At 30.6% G+C, this 22,674-nt stretch carries 18 protein-coding genes; 17 read left to right on the top strand and 1 reads right to left on the bottom strand.

Annotated elements, in window-relative coordinates:
* Window positions 1-183: 183 nt before the first annotated feature.
* Window positions 184-828: a hypothetical protein gene (locus WAF17_RS06810; protein WP_338767973.1), complete on the bottom strand. Its 645-nt coding sequence runs from the start codon at window positions 826-828 to the stop codon at window positions 184-186.
* A gap of 64 nt (window positions 829-892) precedes the next feature.
* On the opposite strand from WAF17_RS06810, the gene cmk reads away from it, so the two are divergent.
* The 17 genes from cmk to WAF17_RS06725 all read left to right on the top strand — a co-directional run bounded on the left by cmk (window position 893) and on the right by WAF17_RS06725 (window position 22,647).
* Window positions 893-1,609 carry a (d)CMP kinase gene (cmk, locus tag WAF17_RS06805; protein WP_338767971.1) on the top strand — a complete coding sequence of 239 codons (717 nt, stop codon included), beginning with the start codon at window positions 893-895 and terminating at the stop codon, window positions 1,607-1,609.
* A gap of 30 nt (window positions 1,610-1,639) precedes the next feature.
* Entirely contained in the window at window positions 1,640-2,860 is a 1,221-nt protein-coding gene (locus WAF17_RS06800) for a hypothetical protein (RefSeq protein WP_338767969.1), read from the top strand.
* Between the two features lie 24 nt (window positions 2,861-2,884).
* The gene (locus tag WAF17_RS06795) at window positions 2,885-3,700 is read left to right on the top strand and encodes a capsular polysaccharide synthesis protein (RefSeq protein ID WP_338767966.1); all 816 of its coding nucleotides are present in this window, start codon (window positions 2,885-2,887) and stop codon (window positions 3,698-3,700) included.
* A gap of 17 nt (window positions 3,701-3,717) precedes the next feature.
* Window positions 3,718-5,211 (top strand): hypothetical protein, encoded by a 1,494-nt coding sequence (locus WAF17_RS06790; protein WP_338767963.1) that lies wholly within the window; start codon window positions 3,718-3,720, stop codon window positions 5,209-5,211.
* A 20-nt stretch (window positions 5,212-5,231) separates the two neighbouring features.
* Entirely contained in the window at window positions 5,232-6,179 is a 948-nt protein-coding gene (locus WAF17_RS06785; protein WP_338767961.1) for a glycosyltransferase family 2 protein, read from the top strand.
* 30 nt (window positions 6,180-6,209) lie between these two features.
* The gene (locus WAF17_RS06780) at window positions 6,210-8,474 is read left to right on the top strand and encodes an NAD-dependent epimerase/dehydratase family protein (RefSeq protein ID WP_338767959.1); all 2,265 of its coding nucleotides are present in this window, start codon (window positions 6,210-6,212) and stop codon (window positions 8,472-8,474) included.
* A gap of 247 nt (window positions 8,475-8,721) precedes the next feature.
* The gene (locus WAF17_RS06775) at window positions 8,722-9,687 is read left to right on the top strand and encodes a glycosyltransferase (protein ID WP_338767955.1); all 966 of its coding nucleotides are present in this window, start codon (window positions 8,722-8,724) and stop codon (window positions 9,685-9,687) included.
* Between the two features lie 12 nt (window positions 9,688-9,699).
* Entirely contained in the window at window positions 9,700-11,028 is a 1,329-nt protein-coding gene (locus WAF17_RS06770) for a glycosyltransferase (RefSeq protein ID WP_338767953.1), read from the top strand.
* Between the two features lie 26 nt (window positions 11,029-11,054).
* Window positions 11,055-12,293, top strand: coding sequence for a hypothetical protein (locus tag WAF17_RS06765; RefSeq protein WP_338767950.1), 1,239 nt, complete (start codon window positions 11,055-11,057; stop codon window positions 12,291-12,293).
* A gap of 374 nt (window positions 12,294-12,667) precedes the next feature.
* Complete coding sequence (locus tag WAF17_RS06760) at window positions 12,668-13,702, top strand: glycosyltransferase (protein ID WP_338767948.1); 1,035 nt, start codon at window positions 12,668-12,670, stop codon at window positions 13,700-13,702.
* 2 nt (window positions 13,703-13,704) lie between these two features.
* A complete protein-coding gene (locus WAF17_RS06755) occupies window positions 13,705-14,571 on the top strand; it encodes an FkbM family methyltransferase (RefSeq protein WP_338767946.1) in 867 nt (288 codons plus the stop codon).
* Window positions 14,572-14,574: 3 nt separating this feature from the next.
* Window positions 14,575-15,294, top strand: a complete 720-nt coding sequence (locus WAF17_RS06750) for a methyltransferase domain-containing protein (RefSeq protein WP_338767944.1) — start codon at window positions 14,575-14,577, stop codon at window positions 15,292-15,294.
* Window positions 15,295-15,309: 15 nt separating this feature from the next.
* Complete coding sequence (locus WAF17_RS06745) at window positions 15,310-16,578, top strand: glycosyltransferase (protein ID WP_338767942.1); 1,269 nt, start codon at window positions 15,310-15,312, stop codon at window positions 16,576-16,578.
* Window positions 16,553-17,824 (top strand): glycosyltransferase, encoded by a 1,272-nt coding sequence (locus WAF17_RS06740; protein WP_338767939.1) that lies wholly within the window; start codon window positions 16,553-16,555, stop codon window positions 17,822-17,824. The genes WAF17_RS06745 and WAF17_RS06740 overlap by 26 nt, the downstream gene beginning before the upstream one ends.
* Window positions 17,825-17,833: 9 nt before the next feature.
* Window positions 17,834-19,138, top strand: a complete 1,305-nt coding sequence (locus WAF17_RS06735; protein WP_338767936.1) for a hypothetical protein — start codon at window positions 17,834-17,836, stop codon at window positions 19,136-19,138.
* Between the two features lie 8 nt (window positions 19,139-19,146).
* The gene (locus tag WAF17_RS06730; protein ID WP_338767930.1) at window positions 19,147-20,334 is read left to right on the top strand and encodes a glycosyltransferase family 4 protein; all 1,188 of its coding nucleotides are present in this window, start codon (window positions 19,147-19,149) and stop codon (window positions 20,332-20,334) included.
* 102 nt (window positions 20,335-20,436) lie between these two features.
* Entirely contained in the window at window positions 20,437-22,647 is a 2,211-nt protein-coding gene (locus WAF17_RS06725; RefSeq protein WP_338767927.1) for a M48 family metallopeptidase, read from the top strand.
* Window positions 22,648-22,674 lie beyond the last annotated feature (27 nt).

The raw sequence follows: 22,674 nt of genomic DNA, 5'->3' as shown, positions 1-22,674 counted from the left end.
TATCTACAAGGAAAGCTACTTTCGGTCTGCTCTAACGAGACTGACCTATTTTTAATCAAGGTCAGCCCGAAAGGACAGCATCGAAGATTAAAAAGAACAGGCTAACTATTTGACAGTCAGTAGGTATAATCCCGAGTTTACGTTAAAATTACAATTTTTTGGTGGGAAAGGGATAATCAAATTTTATTCATATTGATAAATTACTCTTCTACTATCTTCAATTTGTTTTTGTGTTCTTTTTGTAAAAATTAGTTTTTCATCTGAAAAAATACGCTCAATTTCTAAAGTATCAGAACTATCAATAATATATTTTTTATCTTCTAAAAAACTATGTTTATTATTTTGGTAAAGTGAATCCCAATCAGATAAATTTTCAGAATTTTCCCATGAATAAATAATTGCACCTTCTGATTTATAATCTAAATAACCAATTAACTCTCCACTTTTATCAAAAATATATTGTTCATCTATATCAAATTCCATTTCTTCTAGCAAAAAAGAGCAATGTTTATGAAAATCAAATTTTTTAAAATTATTAATTTCTGCGACACAATTTTGATTTTTTGGACTTAGTTTTTCATCTAAAACTACAAATTTCGCTACAATATAAGCATCTGTAGGAATCGTATAATCTCCTTGATTTGCTGTACAACTAAATAAGAAAAGTAAAGCGAAAATAACTAGTGTATTTTTCAATAAAGTCATCTTTTTGAGTTTGTTGGTGTTCATCATTTTAAATCCGTAATTATTTTTTACTTGAATAGGATACAACAAAATTACATCTATTAAACTAAAACTAACAAAAGAGTTTTGTTTTGAGAGCAGCATAAAATTATTTCTATAAGTTTTGTACCTTTGCGACACATTATTTTTTGAAAAAATATCAAATGCTATGAATCAATCTCATCAAAATATAGAAACCAAAAATATCATTATTGCTATTGATGGCTATTCAGGTTGTGGGAAAAGCAGCACGGCAAAAGCTGTTGCTTCTCGCTTGAGTTATGCCTATATCGATACTGGGGCTATGTATAGAGCCGTAACGCTCTATTTCTATCGCCATAAGGTAGATCATTTTAGCAAAGGACAAGTTAGAAAAGCACTTACTTCTATTTTATTAGAGTTTAAGTTTGATGAGGAAACCAAAAGTAGCCATATTTATTTGAATGGAGAAAATGTAGAATCACTTATTCGTCAGATGCATATTTCAGAACGAGTAAGCGAAGTAAGTACGATTGCTGAAGTACGTCATTTTTTGGTAGCACAGCAGCGTTTGATGGGAGAAAAAAAGAGAATTGTAATGGATGGAAGAGACATCGGAACAGTCGTTTTTCCTAACGCAGAACTCAAAGTATTTATGACTGCACAAGTGCCTGTTAGAGCATTGCGCCGTCAAAAAGAACTGGAGCGTTTAGGGCAAAGTGTAGAGCTTTCAGAGATTATTACTAATCTTGAGAAAAGAGATTTTATAGATTCTACTAGAGAAGAAAGTCCACTTAGAAAAGCTGATGATGCTATTGAAATAGATACTACAGATTTGGAATTTGAGCAGCAAGTAAATAGAGTGCTTGAACTGACTGAGAAAGTAACTTTGGTAAAAGAGTTTTAGGACAAAAAATAATTTGTAGTTGATTAAATAATGAAATCTATCATTAACTTCGTAGCGAAAGACAAAACATTCTATATCGTTTTGGCTCTCTCCTTTATGGTGTATGTCTATATGTTACATCCTCGTTTGGGTGGAACTATGTGGACAGACGTAAGAGTACACGCTGAATTTGTATTGAAGTGGCTAGAACAAGGTTTTGAGGCAATGCCTATGAATTTCTTGTACTTTGGAACGGTAGCTATATTTGCAGGTCTTCAAAAAAGTATAGTAATTTTATATATTGCTTCGGCAGTAGTCCTTTCCATTATGTGGGCAGCTAAATATAGTGTAAGCAGATATATTATTACAGATTGTTTGAGGCAACAAAAAGTAGACATTTCAGAAAGAGAAACTACAATCAAAGTGTTTGCATTTCTACTTACGTTTGTCATGCACATCCCTTTGAATAGTATTTTGTATAGGCAGCACGTATATTTTTATCTTGCAGAATTGATGCCCAACACGTGGCATAATTCTACCACAATTTTTATGCTTCCTTTCAGTACACTACTTTTTTATTTAGCATACAAGAAAATATTTTTAGAGAAGGAAAATTACACAAAATACATTAATCTATTAGCCATTGTGTGTTTTTTTATAAAGCCTAATTTTACTTTATGCTTCTCTCCCATTTACTTTTTATGTATTGCATATAAGTATAGATTGAACAGAGAGTTTTGGTATGCTCTTCCTGCCGTAATCGTTCCCCTATTGCTTTTGGCTACTCAATCTTTGCATCTTTTTAGTAATGAGTTAGGAGGACAGTATGCTCAAAAAAATAATGGAGGAATAACAATAGCTCTTTTCCAAGGCTGGAATGCACAGATGAGAGCAACTGACTTTGTTACTTATTTCAAGTTCTTATTTGCCTTTTTAGGAATTTATACTTTTCCAATTATCTACGGAATAGTTTATAAAAAATATTCTAAACTACAATTATTATCTTTGTTTTTTGTTCTGACTGCCTTGTCTATTCTGATTCTTTTTGCAGAAATAGCAAATGGAGATTATAATAGAGATGGTAATTTTTTATGGCAAGTAGTTATGTGTAATTATATAATGATGCTTGTTTTCTTGACGCATTTCCTTAAAAAAATCTTTTCAAGACAAATAGAAACAAAAGATATAGTAGTAGGAGCTATATTTTTTGCTCATTTTGTAAGTGGCTTTTTATATATTATGTATATCATAATCAATAAAGCATACTCATAAATTATTAATCGAACTAGCTTAGAAGTGGAAATAAAATCTTTTATAAAAGAACAATATCGAAGAGCAAGAGTAGCCTCAAGAAGACTAAGATGGTATATTCAACCTTATTATTTTAGGAAAGGAAGATATAAAAAATCATTTTTGAATAACTCTATTCATCTACCAACTATCAAAATTGAAAATGTAAAGCCTATTATTTATTGTTTTTGGACAGGAGAAAATGAAATGTCTGAGAATCGAAAAAAGGCGTTTACTTCTCTAAAAGAAAATTGTGGTGTGGAAGTAAAACTCATTACCATTCATAATTTAGATGATTATATACTTTCTGATTTTCCTTTACATAAAGCTTATCCGTATCTATCACATGTTCATAAATCAGATTATTTGAGATGTTATTTTATGCATCATTATGGAGGTGGATACTCTGATATAAAAGCCACTTCAAATTCTTGGAAAGAAGCCTTTCAAGCATTCAATAAAGATAGTGAAAGTTGGGCGATGGGATATAGAGAAGTTAGTAAAGGAATGACTGCACAGCTTTTGGGAACAATTGGAATCGATATAAGAGAAAATTATTCGTTATTGATAGGTAATTGTGCTTATATTTTTCGTCCTGCTACCTATTTTACTCAAGAATGGTACAACGAATTACATAAAAGGTTAGATGGTTTTTATGAAAATTTAAAGCAAAACAAAGGAAATATAATGGGAGACAATGAGGGTTATCCCATCGAATGGACAGAAATATTAGGAGATATATTTCATCCACTATGTCTTAAATACCATAATAAATTAGTTTACACAGAACTTCTTCTCCCTGATTTTTCCAACTACAGATAATTAAATAATACGATACAATGAAGGTGCTTTTTTTTAATACAATTGCTTTTCAAGAAGATATTTTGGCCGAGACAATGGAGTTGGCTAAAATAGAAAAAGAAAAAGGAAATGAGCTATATTTTGTAGGTTGTGATAGAGGGGTAGATTATTGTTCGGCACTCAAAACGAATAAGTCTTATATCACTTGTATTCAATGCCAATACAAACAAAGAACGCTATTGAAAGACATAAATATAGATGAAAATAATATATTCTTTTTAAAGAAAAACATAGCCAAACCGTATCCTTTCGAAAACTCAAAACACATAGAAGATATAAAACCATACCTTTATAAAGACATAAATGTAGGAATAGGAATCGCATCTTCTTTTATATCTTGTACGAGAGACATAGACGCTAGTTTGAAAGATAATAAAGAGCTTTTGGAAGCCATAACAAACACAGCCCATACAATAATTGATTCTATAATTCCAATCTTTGAAGAAGTAAAGCCTGATAAAGTATATTTTTATAATGGAAGAATTGTCGAATACAGAACTGTTTTAGAGTATTGTAGGAATCAAAATATACCGTTTACTACCTATGAGGTAGGAAGTACGATTAATAAGTACACAACTTTTGAAAATACGCTACCTCATGACACAAATTTGAGTGGAAAACTTGCAATAGAGTTTAGTAACAAAAACCCAAAAGAAGCAAAAGAGAAAGGAACAGCTTGGTTTGTTAATAGAAAGCAAGGAAGCGTTCCCAAAGAAAAAATGGATATTAATCATATTGGAGGTCAAAAGAAATATAAATTGCCAACAAGTTTTCAAAAGCATAAAGAAGATAGAAAACATATTATTTCTGTTTTTAACTCTTCAGAAGATGAAGTAGCTGCATTAGGTAGTGACATTTGGGAAACCTACGGAAGACAGAGTGATGTTATGGAACAAGTGATAGAAGAGTTTGATAGAAATTATCCAAACTATGTTTTTTACATCAGAATACACCCTAACCAAAAAAACTTAATTGATTCGGCTGAAGTTCAGAAAATAATTCAGATACCTCAAAAATATACTAATGTAGAAGTTATTCTTCCAGCAGAAGATATAGACACGTATGCACTTATGGAAGAGAGCCATAAAATACTTAGCTTTGGCTCTACTATGGGTGTAGAATCAACTTTTTGGGGAAAGCCTTCAATAGTATATGGTTCAGGGTTTTATAAAAATATTCCAAATGCTGCTTACTTTCCAGATTCTTTTGAAAAATTAATAGCAATTCTAAAAGATAAAAAATTAGAACCTCTATCAAAAGAAGCTGCAATTATTTATGGTTACTACATTAGCGAAAGAGGAGAAGAATTAAAAGAGTATAAATTTCCTCTCTTTACAAAAAATAATAGATTTGAAACCAAAAAAAACAGTATTTATCTATACTTGAAGCTATATAATTTTTTGATAAAGAATAAATTTCCAATGCGATTTTTTCCTCAAAAAAAATTCTATAATCTTTTCTTAAAAAAATAGTCATCTATTAACTTGTTTATATGAAACTGCCTTTGATTTCAATCATTATTCCTTGTTATAATGGAGAAGAGTTTGTAGAAAATGCTATACATTCTTGTTTGCAAGAGACTTATAAAAATGTTGAAGTAATTCTGATTGATGATGGTTCGAAAGATAATTCTAAAAAAATTATTGAAAACCTATCAAAACAGTTTTCTCAAATCAAACCTATTTTTCAAGAAAACAAAGGTGTTTGCACTGCCCGAAATGCAGGATTAGAAATAGCAAAAGGAGATTTTTTTATCTTTTTAGATGCTGATGATACTCTTCTTCCTAATTCAATTCTTCATCTTGTAGAAAAGCAAAACGAAAAAAATACAGACATAGTGGTTGGGCTGACTACCCTAAACACAAAAGGAGAAATAATGAAAAATGACTTTTCTTTTTTTGAGTATTTAGACAACCCAATGGCAAGTCTCATAAAAAGGTGGTGGCCTATTTCTGCTGTAATGGTCAGAAAAAATACTATAAAATGGGATGAAAAAATGAAAGTATGGGAAGTAGTAGATTATTTCTTCAGAGTTTTATTAGACTGCGATTTTTCATGTACTTTTACAGACTATTATGTCAGCCAGATAAATGACTACGAAAATGAGGATAGAGTAACAACAGTTTATAATCATTATGAGCCAATTAATTCTGCTAAATTTTTTGCTCGTCTTTATCAAAAACTGAAACAAAATAATAAACTTGATTATCAAAAAACAGAAGCTCTCAATTATCAACTTCTAAATTTTGTATATCAAGCAGTTCAAAATAACTTGACTATCGAAAAATATCTCTATCAAAGTATAGAAAGAAAACAGCTCAAAACAGCGCCTAACTTTAAAAAAGCTGGGCTAACAGGTTGGTGTTATTTTTTTGGTGTAGAAAAAGGAATGAAATTGTTTTTTCAAGCCAATAAAGTAAAATCTTTACTCACAAAATAATCTAAAAAAAGTAACTAATTTTCATTACTCATGACTACAATTTCTTCTACCAATACAAACATAAAAACAATAAAACAGAAAAAAATGATCGAAAATTTTGATTGGGTTATACTAGGAGGTGGAGCTGTTGTTCAAGAGTTTTATATTCCAGCGTTTCAAATTCTAAAGTTAGATAAAAATATATCTATTATAGAGCCTTCTAACAAAGAGCAAGAAAAACTGAATAATTTAGGAATAAAAGTAATTCAACAAGACTTTGAAAGCTTTTTGAATAATTATACCCCAAATAAAGATAGACCAACTTTAGTAATTATTGCACTACCTAATTTTCTGCATTTTGAGGCAATGCAAATGTGTATTGAGAAAGGAATTGATGTTTTGTGTGAAAAACCTCTTACTTTAGATAAAGAAAGCTCCTTAGAATTATTCGAACAAGCAAGGCAAAAAAATGTAGTTATAGCTGCTGCAATGGTTAGAAGAAAATTAGCAAGTCTGAAATCATTACAATTTATTATTGATAATAATATAATAGGTAAGGTAAAAGAGATAAAAGTGGCTGATGGAGGAAATTTTGCTTGGGTAGCTGATAGTTATGATTTTTATAATGGAAAAAACGGAGGTGTTTTGGCTGATATGGGTATCCACTATTTGGATATGTTATATAGTTTGTTTGGAGATTTAGAGCCTATTGAGTATCAAGAAGATTGGAAAGGAAGAACAGAAGCAAATTGTACGTATTCGCTCAAAACAAAAGAAAATATTCCTGTTAATTTAAAGTTTTCTCGTACGCATACATTAAAAAACAGACTTGAGGTAATTGGAGAGAATGGAACAGCATGGATAGAAAAAGATGACTTTGAAAAGGCGTTTTTCCAAAACAAAAAAGATTTAGCTATTCGTACGCTACGAAATGAAGAACCTTTTTCAGCTTCTGATTTGCTTACTCATACGTTTGAAGCTGCTTTTGTAGAACAGATTTATGATTTTGCTCAAACAATACTGACTAAAAAAGAAGGAAAAAAAGAAGTGAATTATGTAGATGCCAATCAAGCATCAAAAACAGTAGCTTTAGTAGAATGGGCATACAACAAACGAAATACATCCACTCCTTTTCTTAAAAAAGAGGCTAGTAAATACCTAGTTACAGGTGGAACAGGATTTATAGGAACAGCTTTGATAAATCGTTTGGCAGAAGAAGGAAATCAAATAACTGCACCTGTTAGGCATTATCGAAATTGTGCTTCTATTTCAAGGTGGGAAAATGTAGAAATGCCTCGTCTAAACTTATTAGATTATGAAGCTGTAAAAGAAGCTACAAAAGGGAAAGAGTATATTTTTCATTTGGCAGTAGCAGCTGATGGAAACAATGCCTATGAAGTAAATGTAAATGGAACAAAAAACTTAGTAAAAGCAGCTACCGAAAATGGCGTAAAAGGGATAGTCATCACAAGCACAATGAATGTATATGGCTTCCCCACATCACCAGCCACGGATGGAGTTGTCGATGAATCTTGGAATAATAAAAAAGTAGTTCCTGCTGGACAAAATTATGGAGCGACTAAGGCTGTTATGCAAAAATGGGCGTTAAACTGGGCAAAAAAACACCCAGAACTTCATCTTTCTATCGTAAACCCAACGTGCGTATATGGAGTAGATGGCAAAACTTATACAACACTTCCTTATACTTTGAGGAATACAAATTGTTTTTCTTGGATAAATAACGGACAAGGAATTGCAAATTACGTCTATATAGATAATCTTATTGAAGCGATGTTACTTGCTTTGCATACACCAAAAGCACATGGAGAAAATTATATTATTAATGATGGACATACAACTTGGAAAGAATTTTTGATGCCTCTTTTATTAGATAAAGCACAAAATATTCCTTCTCTGACCAAAAATGAATTAGAAAAGGGAAGTTTTAATAAATCGGAAAATCTTATCGTTACAGCCAAAAGCTTATTAGGAAGTTATGAAATGATGGAAATCATAAACCGTAATCCTTCTCTAAAGTCTCTCAAAAAAGTAGCTTTATCACTTACGCCAAATGTAAAACAAAAAGTCTATCAGCATAGAGAAAGTACAGCAAATTTTGATACTATAATGAAACCAAGTGAAGCTCCATTTAATCCACCTAACTGGCTTAATAATCTGTTTGCTGATACAAAAACGAAGTTTTCTTCCCAAAAGGCAAAAGAACAACTAAACTGGAAACCAAAAATTGATTTTCAAGAAGGAATGCAACTCACGACAGAGTGGCTCAAAGAAAAAGTTTTTTTAGATGTAGAATAAACTGGTCGTTTGACAGTTTTTACAGTAAAAATTTTATTACAAACTATGGTTCTTTATCAAATTAGTTGCACTTTACTCTGTCAGACACTTTCATAAGTGTCAGTACAGTTCAAAAACAAATTATCTGACACCTTGAAGGTGTACTGATAAGTCAAATTTCCTTAAGTTGCAGCTTAAAATCATATAGAGTTCAAAGTATTTACATTCGTAATCCGTAATCCGTAATCTTTAATTCGTAATTATTTTAATGAAACTCATTTCTGTTATTATTCCTGCTTACAATTGCGAATCTTTTATTAAAGAGACCTTAGAAAGTGTATTTAATCAAAGTATTGGAATTGAAAATGTAGAAGTTATTGTAGTTAATGATGGTTCAACAGATTCTACTTTAACTATTCTGAAAGAGTATGAACAACAGAATCAAATTATTTTAATAGATACGCCCAATAGAGGTGTAAGTGCAGCTAGAGAAACAGGTAGAAAACTAGCAAAAGGAGAATATATTCAATATTTGGATAGTGATGATTTGCTTACTTCTCAGAAAATAGAAATTCAATACAAAGCCTTAGAAGAAAACAAAGCTGATGTAGCCTACGGAGATTGGCAGAAGTTTTCTGAAAAAATAAGTGATCAAAATAAAGAAAAGAAGTATTTAGAAAAAGTAGAAAGACAAATTGAAGGAGATGAAGAAATTGCTCTTTTTACAGACTTTTGGTGTCCTCCTGCTGCTATTTTATATTCTAAATCTATTGTAGATAAAATTGGAGTTTGGAATACGGACTTACCAATTATTCAAGACGCTCGTTATTTTTTAGATGCAGCTATTCAAAAAGGAAAGTTTGTTTATACTAAAGGAATAATGGCAAAATATAGAGTTTCGGAAGGAACTTCTTTATCACAACGTCATGGTGAAGTGAAGTTTGTAAGTGATGTTTTTACAAATGCAAAACAAATTCATGAATTATGGAAGAGTGATTTAAAAACTAGAAAAGACAAAGCACATGCTTTAATAGAGTGTTATCGTTATTGCATTCAAGTTTTTGGATTAAATAATGAAAAGCAACTTTTTAAAGAAGCAATTGCTAAAATTTACGAAATAGAACCTCATTTTATTCCTCAAAAATCAAAAGGAATGAAATATTTGAGTTCTCTGATAGGGTACACAAAGGCTGAACGGTTAGCTAATTCGTATAGAAAAATAAGAAAAAAATAAATAGACAGAAAAATGAAAATTGCATTAGGAGTAGGCTATTATTATCCCGATTCTATTGGAGGAACAGAAAAGTATGTCCACGATTTGGCTATCTATCTTGTTTCTCAAAATATAGAAGTTATTGTTATTGCGCCTAGTTCTAAAGGAAATTATTCCTATCAAAACGAAGATGTAAAAGGAAAAGAACATAAAGTACATCGATTTGGAGTTCCAGAAGAGCTAACTCATGAGGAAGTAACAGATAAAGTAATTTGTAGAGGGTGGCAAAATTTTGAAGAATTACTGAACAAGTTAAAACCTGATATTTTTCATTTACATACCCTCTCCACACCACTTAATTATCGTCATCTCAAAATAGCCAAAGAGAAAGGAATCAAAACACTTTTTACGGCACATATCCCTGGTGTTATTTGTCCAAAAGGAGATTTTATACAATACCCCAACAAAGTTTGTAATGGAAAACTACAAAACACTACCTGTGGTTATTGTCAGGCACAACAGAGACACAAAAACAAAATAGTGGCAGAAGTTACAGGAATACTTGCCAAATCAACTCTTATATCAAACCTTCTGAAAAGTAAAGTTCCTCAATTTAGTATTGTCAGTCAGAAAAAAAATACGCTTGTAGAATTAGAAAAAAATACAAATTATATTATTGCAGTTTGTCAGTGGCTCTATGATGCTTTTTTAATAAACAATGTTTCATCAAGTCACCTCAAAATTTGTAGGCAAGGAGTAAGTACGACCTATTTAGAAAATATAAATGCACAAGAGGCAACAAAAACAGAAAAGCCACAAGAGAATATAAAAATTGGATTTATTGGAAGACTAGAACCCATGAAAGGGTTGCATGTTTTGTTAGATGGATATGAAAAGGCATTGACAGAAAATCCAAATCTTGAACTTGAACTAGATATTGTAGGTGTAAAGCAGGATTATTATTTAGAATATTATAATAGTTTACAAAAAAAAATACAATCTTTACCAAATATAAAATATCAAGAAAATCTACCAGCAGAAAAGGTAAACTCTTTTATGGAAAAACTAGATTATTTATGTATCCCTTCGACGTGTTTAGAAACAGGACCTATTGTAGCTTATGAGGCATTTGCAAATCAAATTCCGATTATTGCTGCAAACATAGGAGGAGTAGTAGAACTTGTTGAAGACAATAAAACAGGTTTTTTATATCAATTTGATGATACAGAATCATTAAAAAAGACATTAGTAAAAGTAGCTCATCAAAAAGATTTAGCTCATAAACTCAAAAGAAATATAAAAACTCCCAGAACCACGAAAGAGGTAGGTAGAGAAATGATAAAAATATATTTATCTTTGTAAATCTATATTATTTCATAATAGAAAAAATGAATAAAGAAAAAATGAATAAAGAAAAAACATCAGCAATAATAAAATTTGTTTTGAAAGATAAGTTTTTTTATATAACTTTTTTTATTGCATTTTTAATGTATGTTTATTTATTGCATCCAGCTCTAGCAGGTAAAAATTTCACTGACATAAAGCCACATGCTGGATTTGCTAAACTGTGGATAGAAAAAGGATTATCTCATGCTCCTCTAAATTTTTTATACTTTGGTACGGTCATAGTCTTGGGAGGTTTTTATGCTAACCTTCAGTGGCTGGGTTTTATTTCTGCTATTGTGCTTTCTTTATCATGGGCAGCAAAATATAGTATAAGTAAATGGATTATAAAAGATTACTTAATTATTTATAATATCGATACAAAGGTTTTTGATAATTATATTAATTATTTGGCGATAGCAATATGTTTTGTAGGGCATATTCCGTTTAATACAATTTTAGATAGAAATCACTTAAATTTCTATATGGGTGAATTGTCTCCTAATACTTGGCACAATTCTACCACTACTTTTATGTTACCTTTTTGTGTGCTTCTGTTTTATTTGACCTACAAAAAAGTTTTTCTAAACGAAAAAGGATTAAATACTTTAATTACTATACTAGCTATAACTTGTTTTTTTGTCAAACCAAACTTTACGTTATGTTTTTCACCTATTTATTTTTGTTGTATCTTCTACAAATATAAATTAACAAAAAACTTTTGGTTGGCTTTACCAGCTTGTGTAATTCCTTTTATTTTAATATTGTTACATTCTTTAATATTGTTTAGTTCTGATTATGGAGGAAGTTATGCACAGATAAACCAGCCAAGTATTATATTTTCGCCATTTTCTGTGTGGCAACTACAGTTAGGTAATCCTATATTAGCTCCTATCCTTTCATTTTTTTCTGTGTCTATATTACCAATTCTATATTTTGTCTTTTATAAGAAACATAGTAATTTGGTTTACTACTCCTTAGCTTTTTCTATACTTGCTCTTATGATATTTGTTTCATTTGCAGAAGTAAATAATAGCTCTATTGCTCCATCTGGTAATTTCCTTTGGCAAGTTACTATGTGTAATTATATTATGTTCTTAGTCTTTGGAGTAGAGTTTATGAAACGTACTCTAACAGAATCACTAGATTTAAAAAAAATAAGCATATGGTTTTTAATAGCTTTGCATAGCATGTCAGGGATAATGTATATGGGAAGAATATTAGTTAGTAAGTATTACTTTTAAATAGTGAAGTTTTTAAGAATGCATATTTTTCCTTAGAATTGGGTTTGTAAACCCAATTCTAAGGAAAAATAACCTAGCCTTTGTTGGTGTTTTAGCTCGGCGATACCAACAAGTACACGTATAAAATCTATTCTTAAAAAACGTTACAAAATTCTGAATATCAGTAAATTAAAAATACTGATTTATTTAACCTCAACTCCCAAAGAAATATTCTACATTAATCATATGTAAATACTTAAAAAAACTAAAATAGCGAAACAGCAAAAGTCAATATCTATACTAAAAAAGTATAAAAACTCCTATAACCACGAAAAAAGTAGGAGAGGAGATGTTTATTATTTATAATTCTCTTTTTATCGGACAAAAATAAAAAAATGAAAATAGCCATTACAACAGATGCTGAAGTTGCAGTCCCACCTCTTTTATATGGAGGAATTGAGCGTATTATAGATATGCTTATTGCTCAATATACTAAAAAAGGACATGAGATAATCTTATTTGGAAATGAAGATTCAGTTACCTCTGCAAAACTAATTCCTTACCCTAGTAAAAGTAGTATAGGTATCAAAAATATACTCAAAAACACTATTACAGTTAGTAAATTGTTGATAAATAAGGAATTAAAAGATGTTGATGTAGTACATAGTTTTGGACGTTTGGCTTATTTAACTCCTATTTTGCCTACTTCTATTCCAATTTTGATGAGCTACCAACGTGAACCAACTATTTCACAAATCAAGAAAGCCATACAATTATCCAAAAAAAATACATTGCATTTTTCTGGATGTAGTGAATATATTGCCTCACAGATTCGTCCTTATGCGCCTAGTTATGCTGTTTTTAATGGTGTTCCAATAGAAATTTATGATTATCAAGAAAAAGTAGAAGAGGATGCGCCCTTGGTTTTTTTGGGTAGAGTAGAACACATAAAAGGAACTCATGTTGCCATTGAAGTAGCAAAGAAAACAGGTAGAAAATTAGTCATTGCTGGAAATATACCAAAAGATGATGAGCAAACAGGGTATTTCAACTCTCAAATAAAACCTCATTTAGATGATACTCAAATTATGTATGTAGGAGCTGTAAACGATATGCAAAAAAATGAAATTTTAGGAAAAGCATCTGCTTTTTTGATGCCTATTCTATGGAATGAGCCTTTTGGTATTGTGATGGCAGAAGCAATGGCATGTGGAACTCCTGTTATTGGTTTTGGTAGAGGTTCTGTTCCAGAGGTTGTCCAGCACGGAATAAATGGTTACATTTGCCAAACTATTCAGCAAATGATAGAAGCTGTGGAAAAAATAGAGGCTATTTCTCGTTTAGAAGTAAGAAAAGATACAGAAAGTAGATTTAGTGCTTCCGTTATCGCAAATAATTATTTAGAAATTTATAATAAAATTGTAGTATAGTTATGATTAGTAAACTGAAGACATTATTTTCATATGACTACAACAGAAAAAAACCTATAGAAGCATTAATTAGACTTCTTAAGTGGAAGCAAGCCAAAAATCAAAATCAAAAACTAAAATATACTTTTTGGGGAAATAGAAGCATCTATTGTTATCCCGACTCCACTAGCTCAATGTGGTTGATATATTCTTATTTTTACGACAAAAAAGAGTTTGTTTTTTTATCCAAATACCTCAAAAATACAGATACAGTATTTGATATAGGGGCTAATATAGGTATCTATTCTTTATGGATGTCCAAATTTGTAGAGGATGGTAAAATTATAGCTTTCGAACCAGATCCTAAAAACCACCAACGTTGTAAAGAGCAGTTACTTGTTAATAATCTTCAGCACATAGTATTGGAAGATATCGCATTAGCAGACCAAAATGGTATCTTAGAGTTTTCTATCGGAAAAGATATGGAAAACCATTTACTTCTCAATATAAAAGAGTCTAAGGCATTAAATTCTATTGAGGTTAAATCTCAAAAAATGGATGATTATTGCCAAGAAGAGAATATTTCTTCACTTGATTTTGTCAAAATTGACGTTGAAGGAGCTGAAAAGTTTGTCTTTGAAGGAGCAAACAAACTACTAACTAGTCAAAAAATTAAATGTATATTACTTGAAGTAAATCAACAACAAGAAAAGTTTGATACAGGGAAAAAAGATGTAGCAGCTATTTTAAGAGAAGCAGGATATTCTTTTTATGATTATAATTACCACAAAAATAAGCTTATTCCTCTAACAAACTTACCCCAAGATACACATATAAATATTTTGGCGATTGCAGATATAGACTACGTCAGAAATCGAATCAATACCTAATTTATGAGCCTAACATTCAAACAGCGAATAGGAAAAATTTTAATTCCTAAACTTCCTTTATCTAAAGAAAATTTTAATATTTTTAGACATGAGTTGAATGCCTTTTTTTTGAGACTTAATACAAGTTTGAATCCTCTTAAAAGAGCTAACGTAACAAAATACACTAAGCAAGACAATATATCTTTGAATGTAGGAGCAGGTCCTTTTGGTAAAAAAGGATGGATCAACGTCGATATGTTCAAATTAGATAACGTTACATTTACGTATGATTGTCGTCGTAAAATGCCTTTTAGAGATAACTCTGTTAAGCGTATTCGTTGTGAACACGTTTTTGAACATCTAACTATGCAAGACGAAGTGCCTGATTTTTTGAGAGAATGTAGAAGAGTGTTGAAAGAAGATGCAGTATTAAGAATTGTAGTACCTGACATCACAAAGTTTATAAAAGCATATTACGAAAAAGATATGGTTTTATGGAAAGAAATGGGTTTTGAAGTAGGCAATGAAGAAGCTCCAACAGCAGCTTATTTATTAAACCATGTCTTCAGACAAGACGGAGAACATAAGTTTGCTTACGACTTCGAAACCTTAAAACATGTAGTCAAAAAAGCAGGGTTTAGTAAAGTAATTCATCAAAAATGGAAGGTGTCGATAGACGATAAGCTAAAAGATGATTTGGAAAACCATCGTCCTTATTCTTTATATGTTGATTGTATTAAATAATAGTTTCTTTACTTTATGAAAGTTTTACATGCTCATCCACAGGCTGGTATTTTTATACGTCAAACAGCTTTGGCTTATCACGAAAATAACTTATTGGAGAGTTTTCTTACTACTTTTATTAGCCACAAAGAATATTTCTTGTCTAATTTAATTACCAAAATTGCTCCTTACCTCAAAACACAACTAGAAAGAAAAGCTATACATGAAATTCCTTATAGTAGAATCAAAACATATCCTTATAAAGAGCTTTTAAGACTTTTTGCTAGTCGCTATACTTCTGCAGCTACTACTGATACCGTATTTGAATGGGCAGAGTATTCTTTTGATAGATGGGTAGCTAGTCAAATAAAAGCTATTCAACCTAATGCTGTACATTGTTATGAACACGCTTCTTTAGCTACTCTACAAATGGCTAAAAAGAAAGGTATTTTTACAGTCTATGAACAGCCAAGTCAGCATCATACTTTTTTTGCTCCCATAGTAACTGAGCAACTCAAAAAATATCCAGAATTAGCATCAAATGAAACCAGTTTATTGATTAATGACAAATCAATTTACAGAAATAAAAGACGTGATAAGGAACTCTCCACAACAGATATAATTCTCTGTAACTCTTCTTTTACCAAGCGTACCTTAGTCGATGCAAATATAGATAAGAAGAAAATACACGTCATTCCTCATGGGTTTCCAAAATCGTTATCCATAATAAAGGAAAAAAATATAAATGATAGACCTGTCGTTTTCCTAAATGCAGGTACTCAAAATCTTCGTAAAGGAATACATCTGCTATATAATGCTTGGAAAAAAGCAAACTTTTCTGAAAAAGAAGCAGAACTTTGGTTAATTGGAAAGAACACACTACCAGAAAAATTATTACAAGGTATAGGACAAAATGTAAGAATAAAAGACAGTATTCCTAGGGAAGAACTAATGCAGCTATACAAAGAAGCTGATATTTTTATCTTACCTACTTTGGCAGATGGCTTTGCTATGGTTCTTTCAGAGGCAATGTCGCAAGGAGTACCAGTAATTACGACACCGAATAGTATGGCGCCAGATTTTATAATACATAACAAAAATGGATGGATTGTACCTGTCGGAAAAGAGGAGGAGTTACTAAATCAAATGAAATGGTGTGTAGAAAACAAGCATTTGATTCCAAAAATAAGCCATGAGGCTTTAGAAACAGCTAAAAAATGGCAATGGAAAGATTATAGAAAAAAAACAGCTGAAACTGTCCAAAATCAATATTTACTCCATGAAGAAGCAAAGAATAGAAAATAAATTAGATAGTAAAAAACATATTTGTTTCGTTTCAGTCGGACATATTTCTTCTAATCCTCGTTTAATAAAGGAAGCTACTTTATTGGCTAATAAAGGCTATCAAGTTTCTGTTATAGGCATTCAGACATTAGAAAAACTTGTGCCTTTTGATAATGAATTAATAAAAAAAAATCCTACTTGGAATACATTCATTTATCCTTTTTACAAAAAAGGAATGCTTTATTTGTTTGGAACAGCTTTTCATCATTTTGCCAAACAATTATCCAAATTAGCAAATCAATTTGTGCTTGGAAAATTAAGTAGTTCTACTTCTTTGTGGCTTCCTCTTTACTATTCTCTCAAATCTGTAAAAGCTGATTTATATATTGCGCATAATATTAATATGTTGCCTCTAGTCGCCAAAATTGCAAAAAAAAATAATGCAAAAATAGGCTTTGACATAGAGGATGCTTATAGTGTAACTTCAAAAGAGATGGATAAGAACATAGTAGAGTTAGAAAAAAAGTATCTTCCAAAAACAGATTATATTACTTGCGCCAGCCCTTTGTATGTAGATTTTTACGATAAATTATATCAAAAATTGCCAAATATACTACCCATTCTAAATGTTTTTGATGATATAGAAGAACAAGAAAATAAAGAGTATAAAGATCGAAATAATACAAATCACTTATCTTTGTATTGGTTTTCTCAAACGACAGGTAAAGGAAGGGGGATAGAACAAATAATTGAAGCATTGAGTTTATTGGATAGAAAAGATATAGAATTACATTTGAGAGGAGAAGCAAGTCAAGAAACAAAAAAATATTTTTTAGATTTAGCTACAACTGAAAACACAAAACAAAATATATTTTTCCATGCATTGGTTTCTAATCAAGAACTTCCTTTCAGAACAGCAGAACATGATGTTGGACTTGCTTTAGAATTAAAAGAACCAGTTAATCGTAATCTTTGCTTAACTAACAAAATATTTCAATACATGAACACAGGATTGGCTATTTTGGCATCTGATACAGAAGCGCAGTATCAAGTGATGACAAAAAATATAGAAACAGGCTTTTTAATTGATATTCAAAATATACAACAAATAGCTCAAAAGATTGAAGTTTTAGCTGACAGTAAAAAAAATAATTCAGATGTATTGGGAAAAATGAAAATAGCTTCTAAAAACCTATCAAAAACAAAATATAATTGGGATATTGAAGGACAAAAATTTCTTGAAGTTATAGAAAAAATATTGAGCTAATCTTATATAATGAAAAACCTACTTATTATTTCGCCTACTTTTCCACCAAATAATGCTGCTGATATGCACCGTGTGAGACAAGGGGTTAATTACTGGAGAAACTTTGGTTGGAATCCTGTTGTGGTAGGCGTGAAGCCTCATTTGACAGAGTATCCTAAAGAAGAAATTTTACTCAAAACAGTTCCACAAGATTTAGAAATTTATCATGTAAACGCATTCTCTGCAAAATATACACGAAAGTTTGGCTTAGGAGATTTGGGCTTACGCTCTATGTATTTTTATAAAAAAAAGGTAAATCAAATAATAAAACAGAAGAAAAAAGAAGGTAATCCAATAGAACTTATTTATTTTTCTACAACGATGTTTCCTGTGTGTGTTTTGGGTGCGTATTGGAAGAATAAATTCAACATCCCGTATATAATAGACATCCAAGACCCTTGGCATTCAGAGTATTATGAAAGTCGTCCTAAGCATGAACGACCTGCGAAATATTGGTTTTCGTATCGATTACATAAGTTTTTAGAACCTATTGCAATGAAGAAAGCAGATGGAATTGTTTCAGTTTCAGAGGGTTACTGTAAAACTCTGCAAAAGCGTTATTCAAATGTAACTCCTCAAAATTGCGTTACACTTCCTTTTGGTGCTTTTGATAAAGATTTTGAAGTAGCAAATGAAATGAAGTTTGAAAATCCTTTCTTTGATAAAAAAGAAGAGCTTATAAACCTTGTCTATGTCGGAAGAGGAGGACATGATATGAAAACGGCTGCAATGATTTTTTTTAAGGCTATAAAAAAAGGACTGCAAGAAAATCCTATACTTTTTAAAAAATTACGTTTATTTTTTATTGGTACAGATTATTCTTCTCAAAACCCATTACCTACCATTTATCCAATTGCAAAAGAAAATGGTATCGAAGATTATGTAAAAGAATTTCCTGCCAGAATTCCTTACTTCGAAACCTTGCGTTTGCTTTCTGAAGCTAATGGTTTGTTGGTGTTTGGTTCAATAGATAAAAATTATACAGCCTCAAAATTGTACCCCTATATTCTTTCTAAAAAGCCTATTTGTGCAGTTTTTTATGAAAAAAGTAGTGCCGTTTCTATTCTCCGAGAGACAAATGCTGGAACAGTAATTCCTTTTTTAGAAGAAGAATATAATCAAGAAAAAATAGAAGAAGCCTATAAAATTTTTACTAATTATTTAGAAAGTATAGACCAAAAACCAAAAACAGATTGGCAAGAATTTGAACCTTATACAGCTAAAGAAATGACAAGAAAACAAGCTGAATTTTTTGATAAGATAACAGGAAAATAACGAAGTAAATGAAAAAACTAGCTATCATTACCACACATCCAATCCAATACTATGCTCCTATCTTTAAATTGCTTTCAGAACGTGCAACTATAGAAGTCTGTGTTTTTTATACGTGGGGAGAAGATGCCTTAAAAGATAAATTTGATGAGGGGTTTGGAAAGAAAATAGAATGGGATATTCCTCTTTTAGAAGGATATAAGTATCAGTTTTTAGAAAATATAGCACTAGATAAAGGCTCACATCACTTTAAAGGAATTGATAATCCAACCATCATTGAAGAGATAAAAAACTATAATCCTGATGCTATCTTGGTTTTTGGTTGGAGTTATAAAAGTCATTTAAAAGTTATTCGTTATTTTAATAATAAAATTCCTATATGGTTTCGTGGTGATTCTCATTTATTAGATGAAATTTCTTTTCCAAAAAAAATTGCTCGTAAACTATTTCTTACTTGGCTCTATTCTCATATTGATAAAGCTTTTTTTGTTGGAATAAATAATAAAAACTATTATAAACAGGCAGGAGTAAGTGATAAAAAACTTACTTTTGCTCCACATGCCATTGATAACTCTCGTTTCAAGCCAACAAATGAAAATATAGACTTAGCCCAACAATGGAGAAAAAAATTAGGCATAAAAGAAAATGAAGTAGTTTGGCTTTTTGCAGGAAAATTTGAACCAAAAAAATCTCCTTTACTACTTTTAGAAGCATTTATTCAAAAGCAAAGTAAAAATGGAAAGCAAGATAAACATAAAGAACATTTGATTTACTTAGGAAATGGAGAACTAGAAAACGAATTAAAACAAAAGTCAGAATCCTATCAAAATATTCATTTTTTGCCTTTTCAGAATCAATCCAAAATGCCAATTGTTTATCTATTGTGTGATATTTTTGTTCTTCCTTCAAAAGGTGCAGGTGAAACTTGGGGATTAGCTATCAACGAAGCTATGGCAGCCAAAAAAGCTGTTATTGCATCTACAAAAGTAGGCTGTGCAGTAGATTTAGTTCAGCCAGAAGAGAAGAATAATCAAAATGGTTTTGTTTTTCAAAGTGAAAATGTAGAATCTTTGAAAGAAGCTATGAATAAAATTAACTCCCAAAAACAAGCTAAAGATATGGGAGAAAAATCTTATCAAATAATTCAGAATTGGTCGTTTGAGAAAATTGCTAAAACGATAGAAAATTCTTTTAATTGAAATTTTATTTAACTTTATTTGAATATTTATAGATGATATTTTAAATAAAATATTACTTTTGTAGTTCTTGGTTTTTTATTTAAAAATTTTATTTCTTACTGAATGAATCCTCTTTCTATTCATCACATTGTTTTTAGTAGCATATTCTTGTTATTTCTCTTTACTAACCCGAGTAGCTTTGCTCAAAATTCTACTTTAGATTTCAATAATTACACACCTTTAGAAGCAAAAGGAAAAATCCCTGAAGTTTTTTTAAAGCGAACAAGTGATTTTTATGAAGCCAAGAGAAAAAAAAATATTCTTACTGTTGATAAAAATTTAGAGGAAAATAAAGATAAGTTTGATGTTATTTCTAGTTATCATTTGAATCAACTTCTTTGGAGTGGTTCAGTTTTGTTTGGCGATACAATTACTACTTATGTACAAGAAGTAGGAAATAAAGTATTAGAAAATTATCCAGACTTACAAGGTAAAATTCATTTTTTTGTAACCAAAGAACATTCTGTAAATGCCTTTACTACGCCTGAAGGGTATATTTTTGTCAATTTAGGGCTTTTAGCACATTTAGAAAATGAAGCTCAACTTGCCTTTATTTTATCTCACGAAATTACTCATTTTACCAAAAAACACAGTGTTAATCAGTTCCTTTATAATGAAGAAGTAAAGAATGAAGGAAGAGGAAGTATTGCTCGTTTGCTTGCTAGGTCAAAATCACTTTATGAAGAACAGGCAAAGAAAAGTTCGTACTCAAAAGAACAAGAGATAGAAGCTGATGATGAAGGATGGGACATTTTTAGTAAAACCTCTTATGATTTATCAGAAGCTGTGGCAGCTTTTGAAGCCTTGAAAAATTCTCGTTATCCATTTGATACACTTGTTTTTGAGAGTAAATTTCTAAATAATTCGTATGTCAATCTTCCTGATAGTTTTTATTATAGAGATATTACTCATTTTGTAGAAATGCCAAAACTTAGTGAGAAGGAAATAGAAAAAATAAAAACCTTACAAACTCACCCAGATATTGAAGAAAGAAAGAAAATTGCTTTAACTAAAATGGCTTCAAAATCTGAAAATGAGGGAGAGAAATATTTAGTTTCAGAAGAGCGTTTTAAGTTAGCTCAAAAAATTGCTCGTTTTGAGCTTTGTAATCTCTATTTACAGGAAGAGCAATTCGTAGATGCTATCTATACGGCTTTGATTTTGGAATCTCAATATGGAAAAACTAAATATTCAGAACTCTGTATAGTAAAGGCTTTGTATGGTTTGGCTGCTTATGATGTTTATGGAAAACGAATTTATTTAGAACATCCCTACAATGAAATCAACTGGAAAGGTAGAAATTGGTTTTATGCTTTAGAAGATTTGCACCACGACCAACTAGCTGTTTTGGCTGCTTCTCATTTAATAGAATTTGCTGATAAGTACAAAGAATATGAGTATTTTTATTATTTTGTTCCTAAGTTGTTTTTTGAAGAGGAATTGAAGATTACTAGAGAAGCATTTGCATATGGCTCTGACATCACTAAAAAGAGAGAATATACTGTTGCAATGAGGAAATTAGAGGGTATGGGAGTTATTCAGGAGGCTTGGAATAAAATAAAAACAAATCAGAAAGTAAAAGAAATAAGACTCTTAGATGAAGACAAGGGATTGAAAAAAGGATTAGCAAAACTTTTTGAATTAGGATATTTAGAAAAAGATACTATAGCAGAACAAGTACAAGCTGCTAGAGAGTTTGAAGCCTATATTACTAAAAAAGCGTATGATAACGAACAAAATACATCTTTTTTCGGAGTAACTGCTGGTACACCAGATATTATTCTCAAAGAAAATATGCTTTTGGTTAGACCTGTTTTGGTTAGAATTAATAAGAAAAAAAAGAAAGAACTTTGGATTGATTTTTTTGATAAGGAACAAAAAGAACTGACGCAAAAAGTACAGAAGTATAATAAGATGAGAAAAGAAGAACGTAGGTTTTCTCTTATAAGCCCTGATGTTTTTACTGCTCAAGATGTAAGAAAGTATAATGATTTAGCTAACTTATATTATTCATTGGGTTCATTTTATAGTAGAGATGTAGTACAGCAAATGAAATTAGTTGATATTCCTCAACTCAAAAAGCTACAAGAAAAATATGATACAAAGTATTTAGCTCGTATAATTATCATTTTAGATAAAGATGATTATGGTGTATTTATGCAAGTACAAAACTTGAAAAATGGCTTAGTAACAACAGAACTTATCCGAGGCAGAACTTCTTATGATAAAGAGGATACGTGGAGAAAAAAGCTTAAATATTTGTTTATCTATTAAAATATAAAATCACTAAAACTACAAAAA

Source organism: Bernardetia sp. ABR2-2B (genome assembly GCF_037126435.1).
Classification (GTDB): domain Bacteria; phylum Bacteroidota; class Bacteroidia; order Cytophagales; family Bernardetiaceae; genus Bernardetia.
Note: the sequence above shows the minus strand (reverse complement) of the source record. Positions and strands in the feature narration are given on the sequence as shown.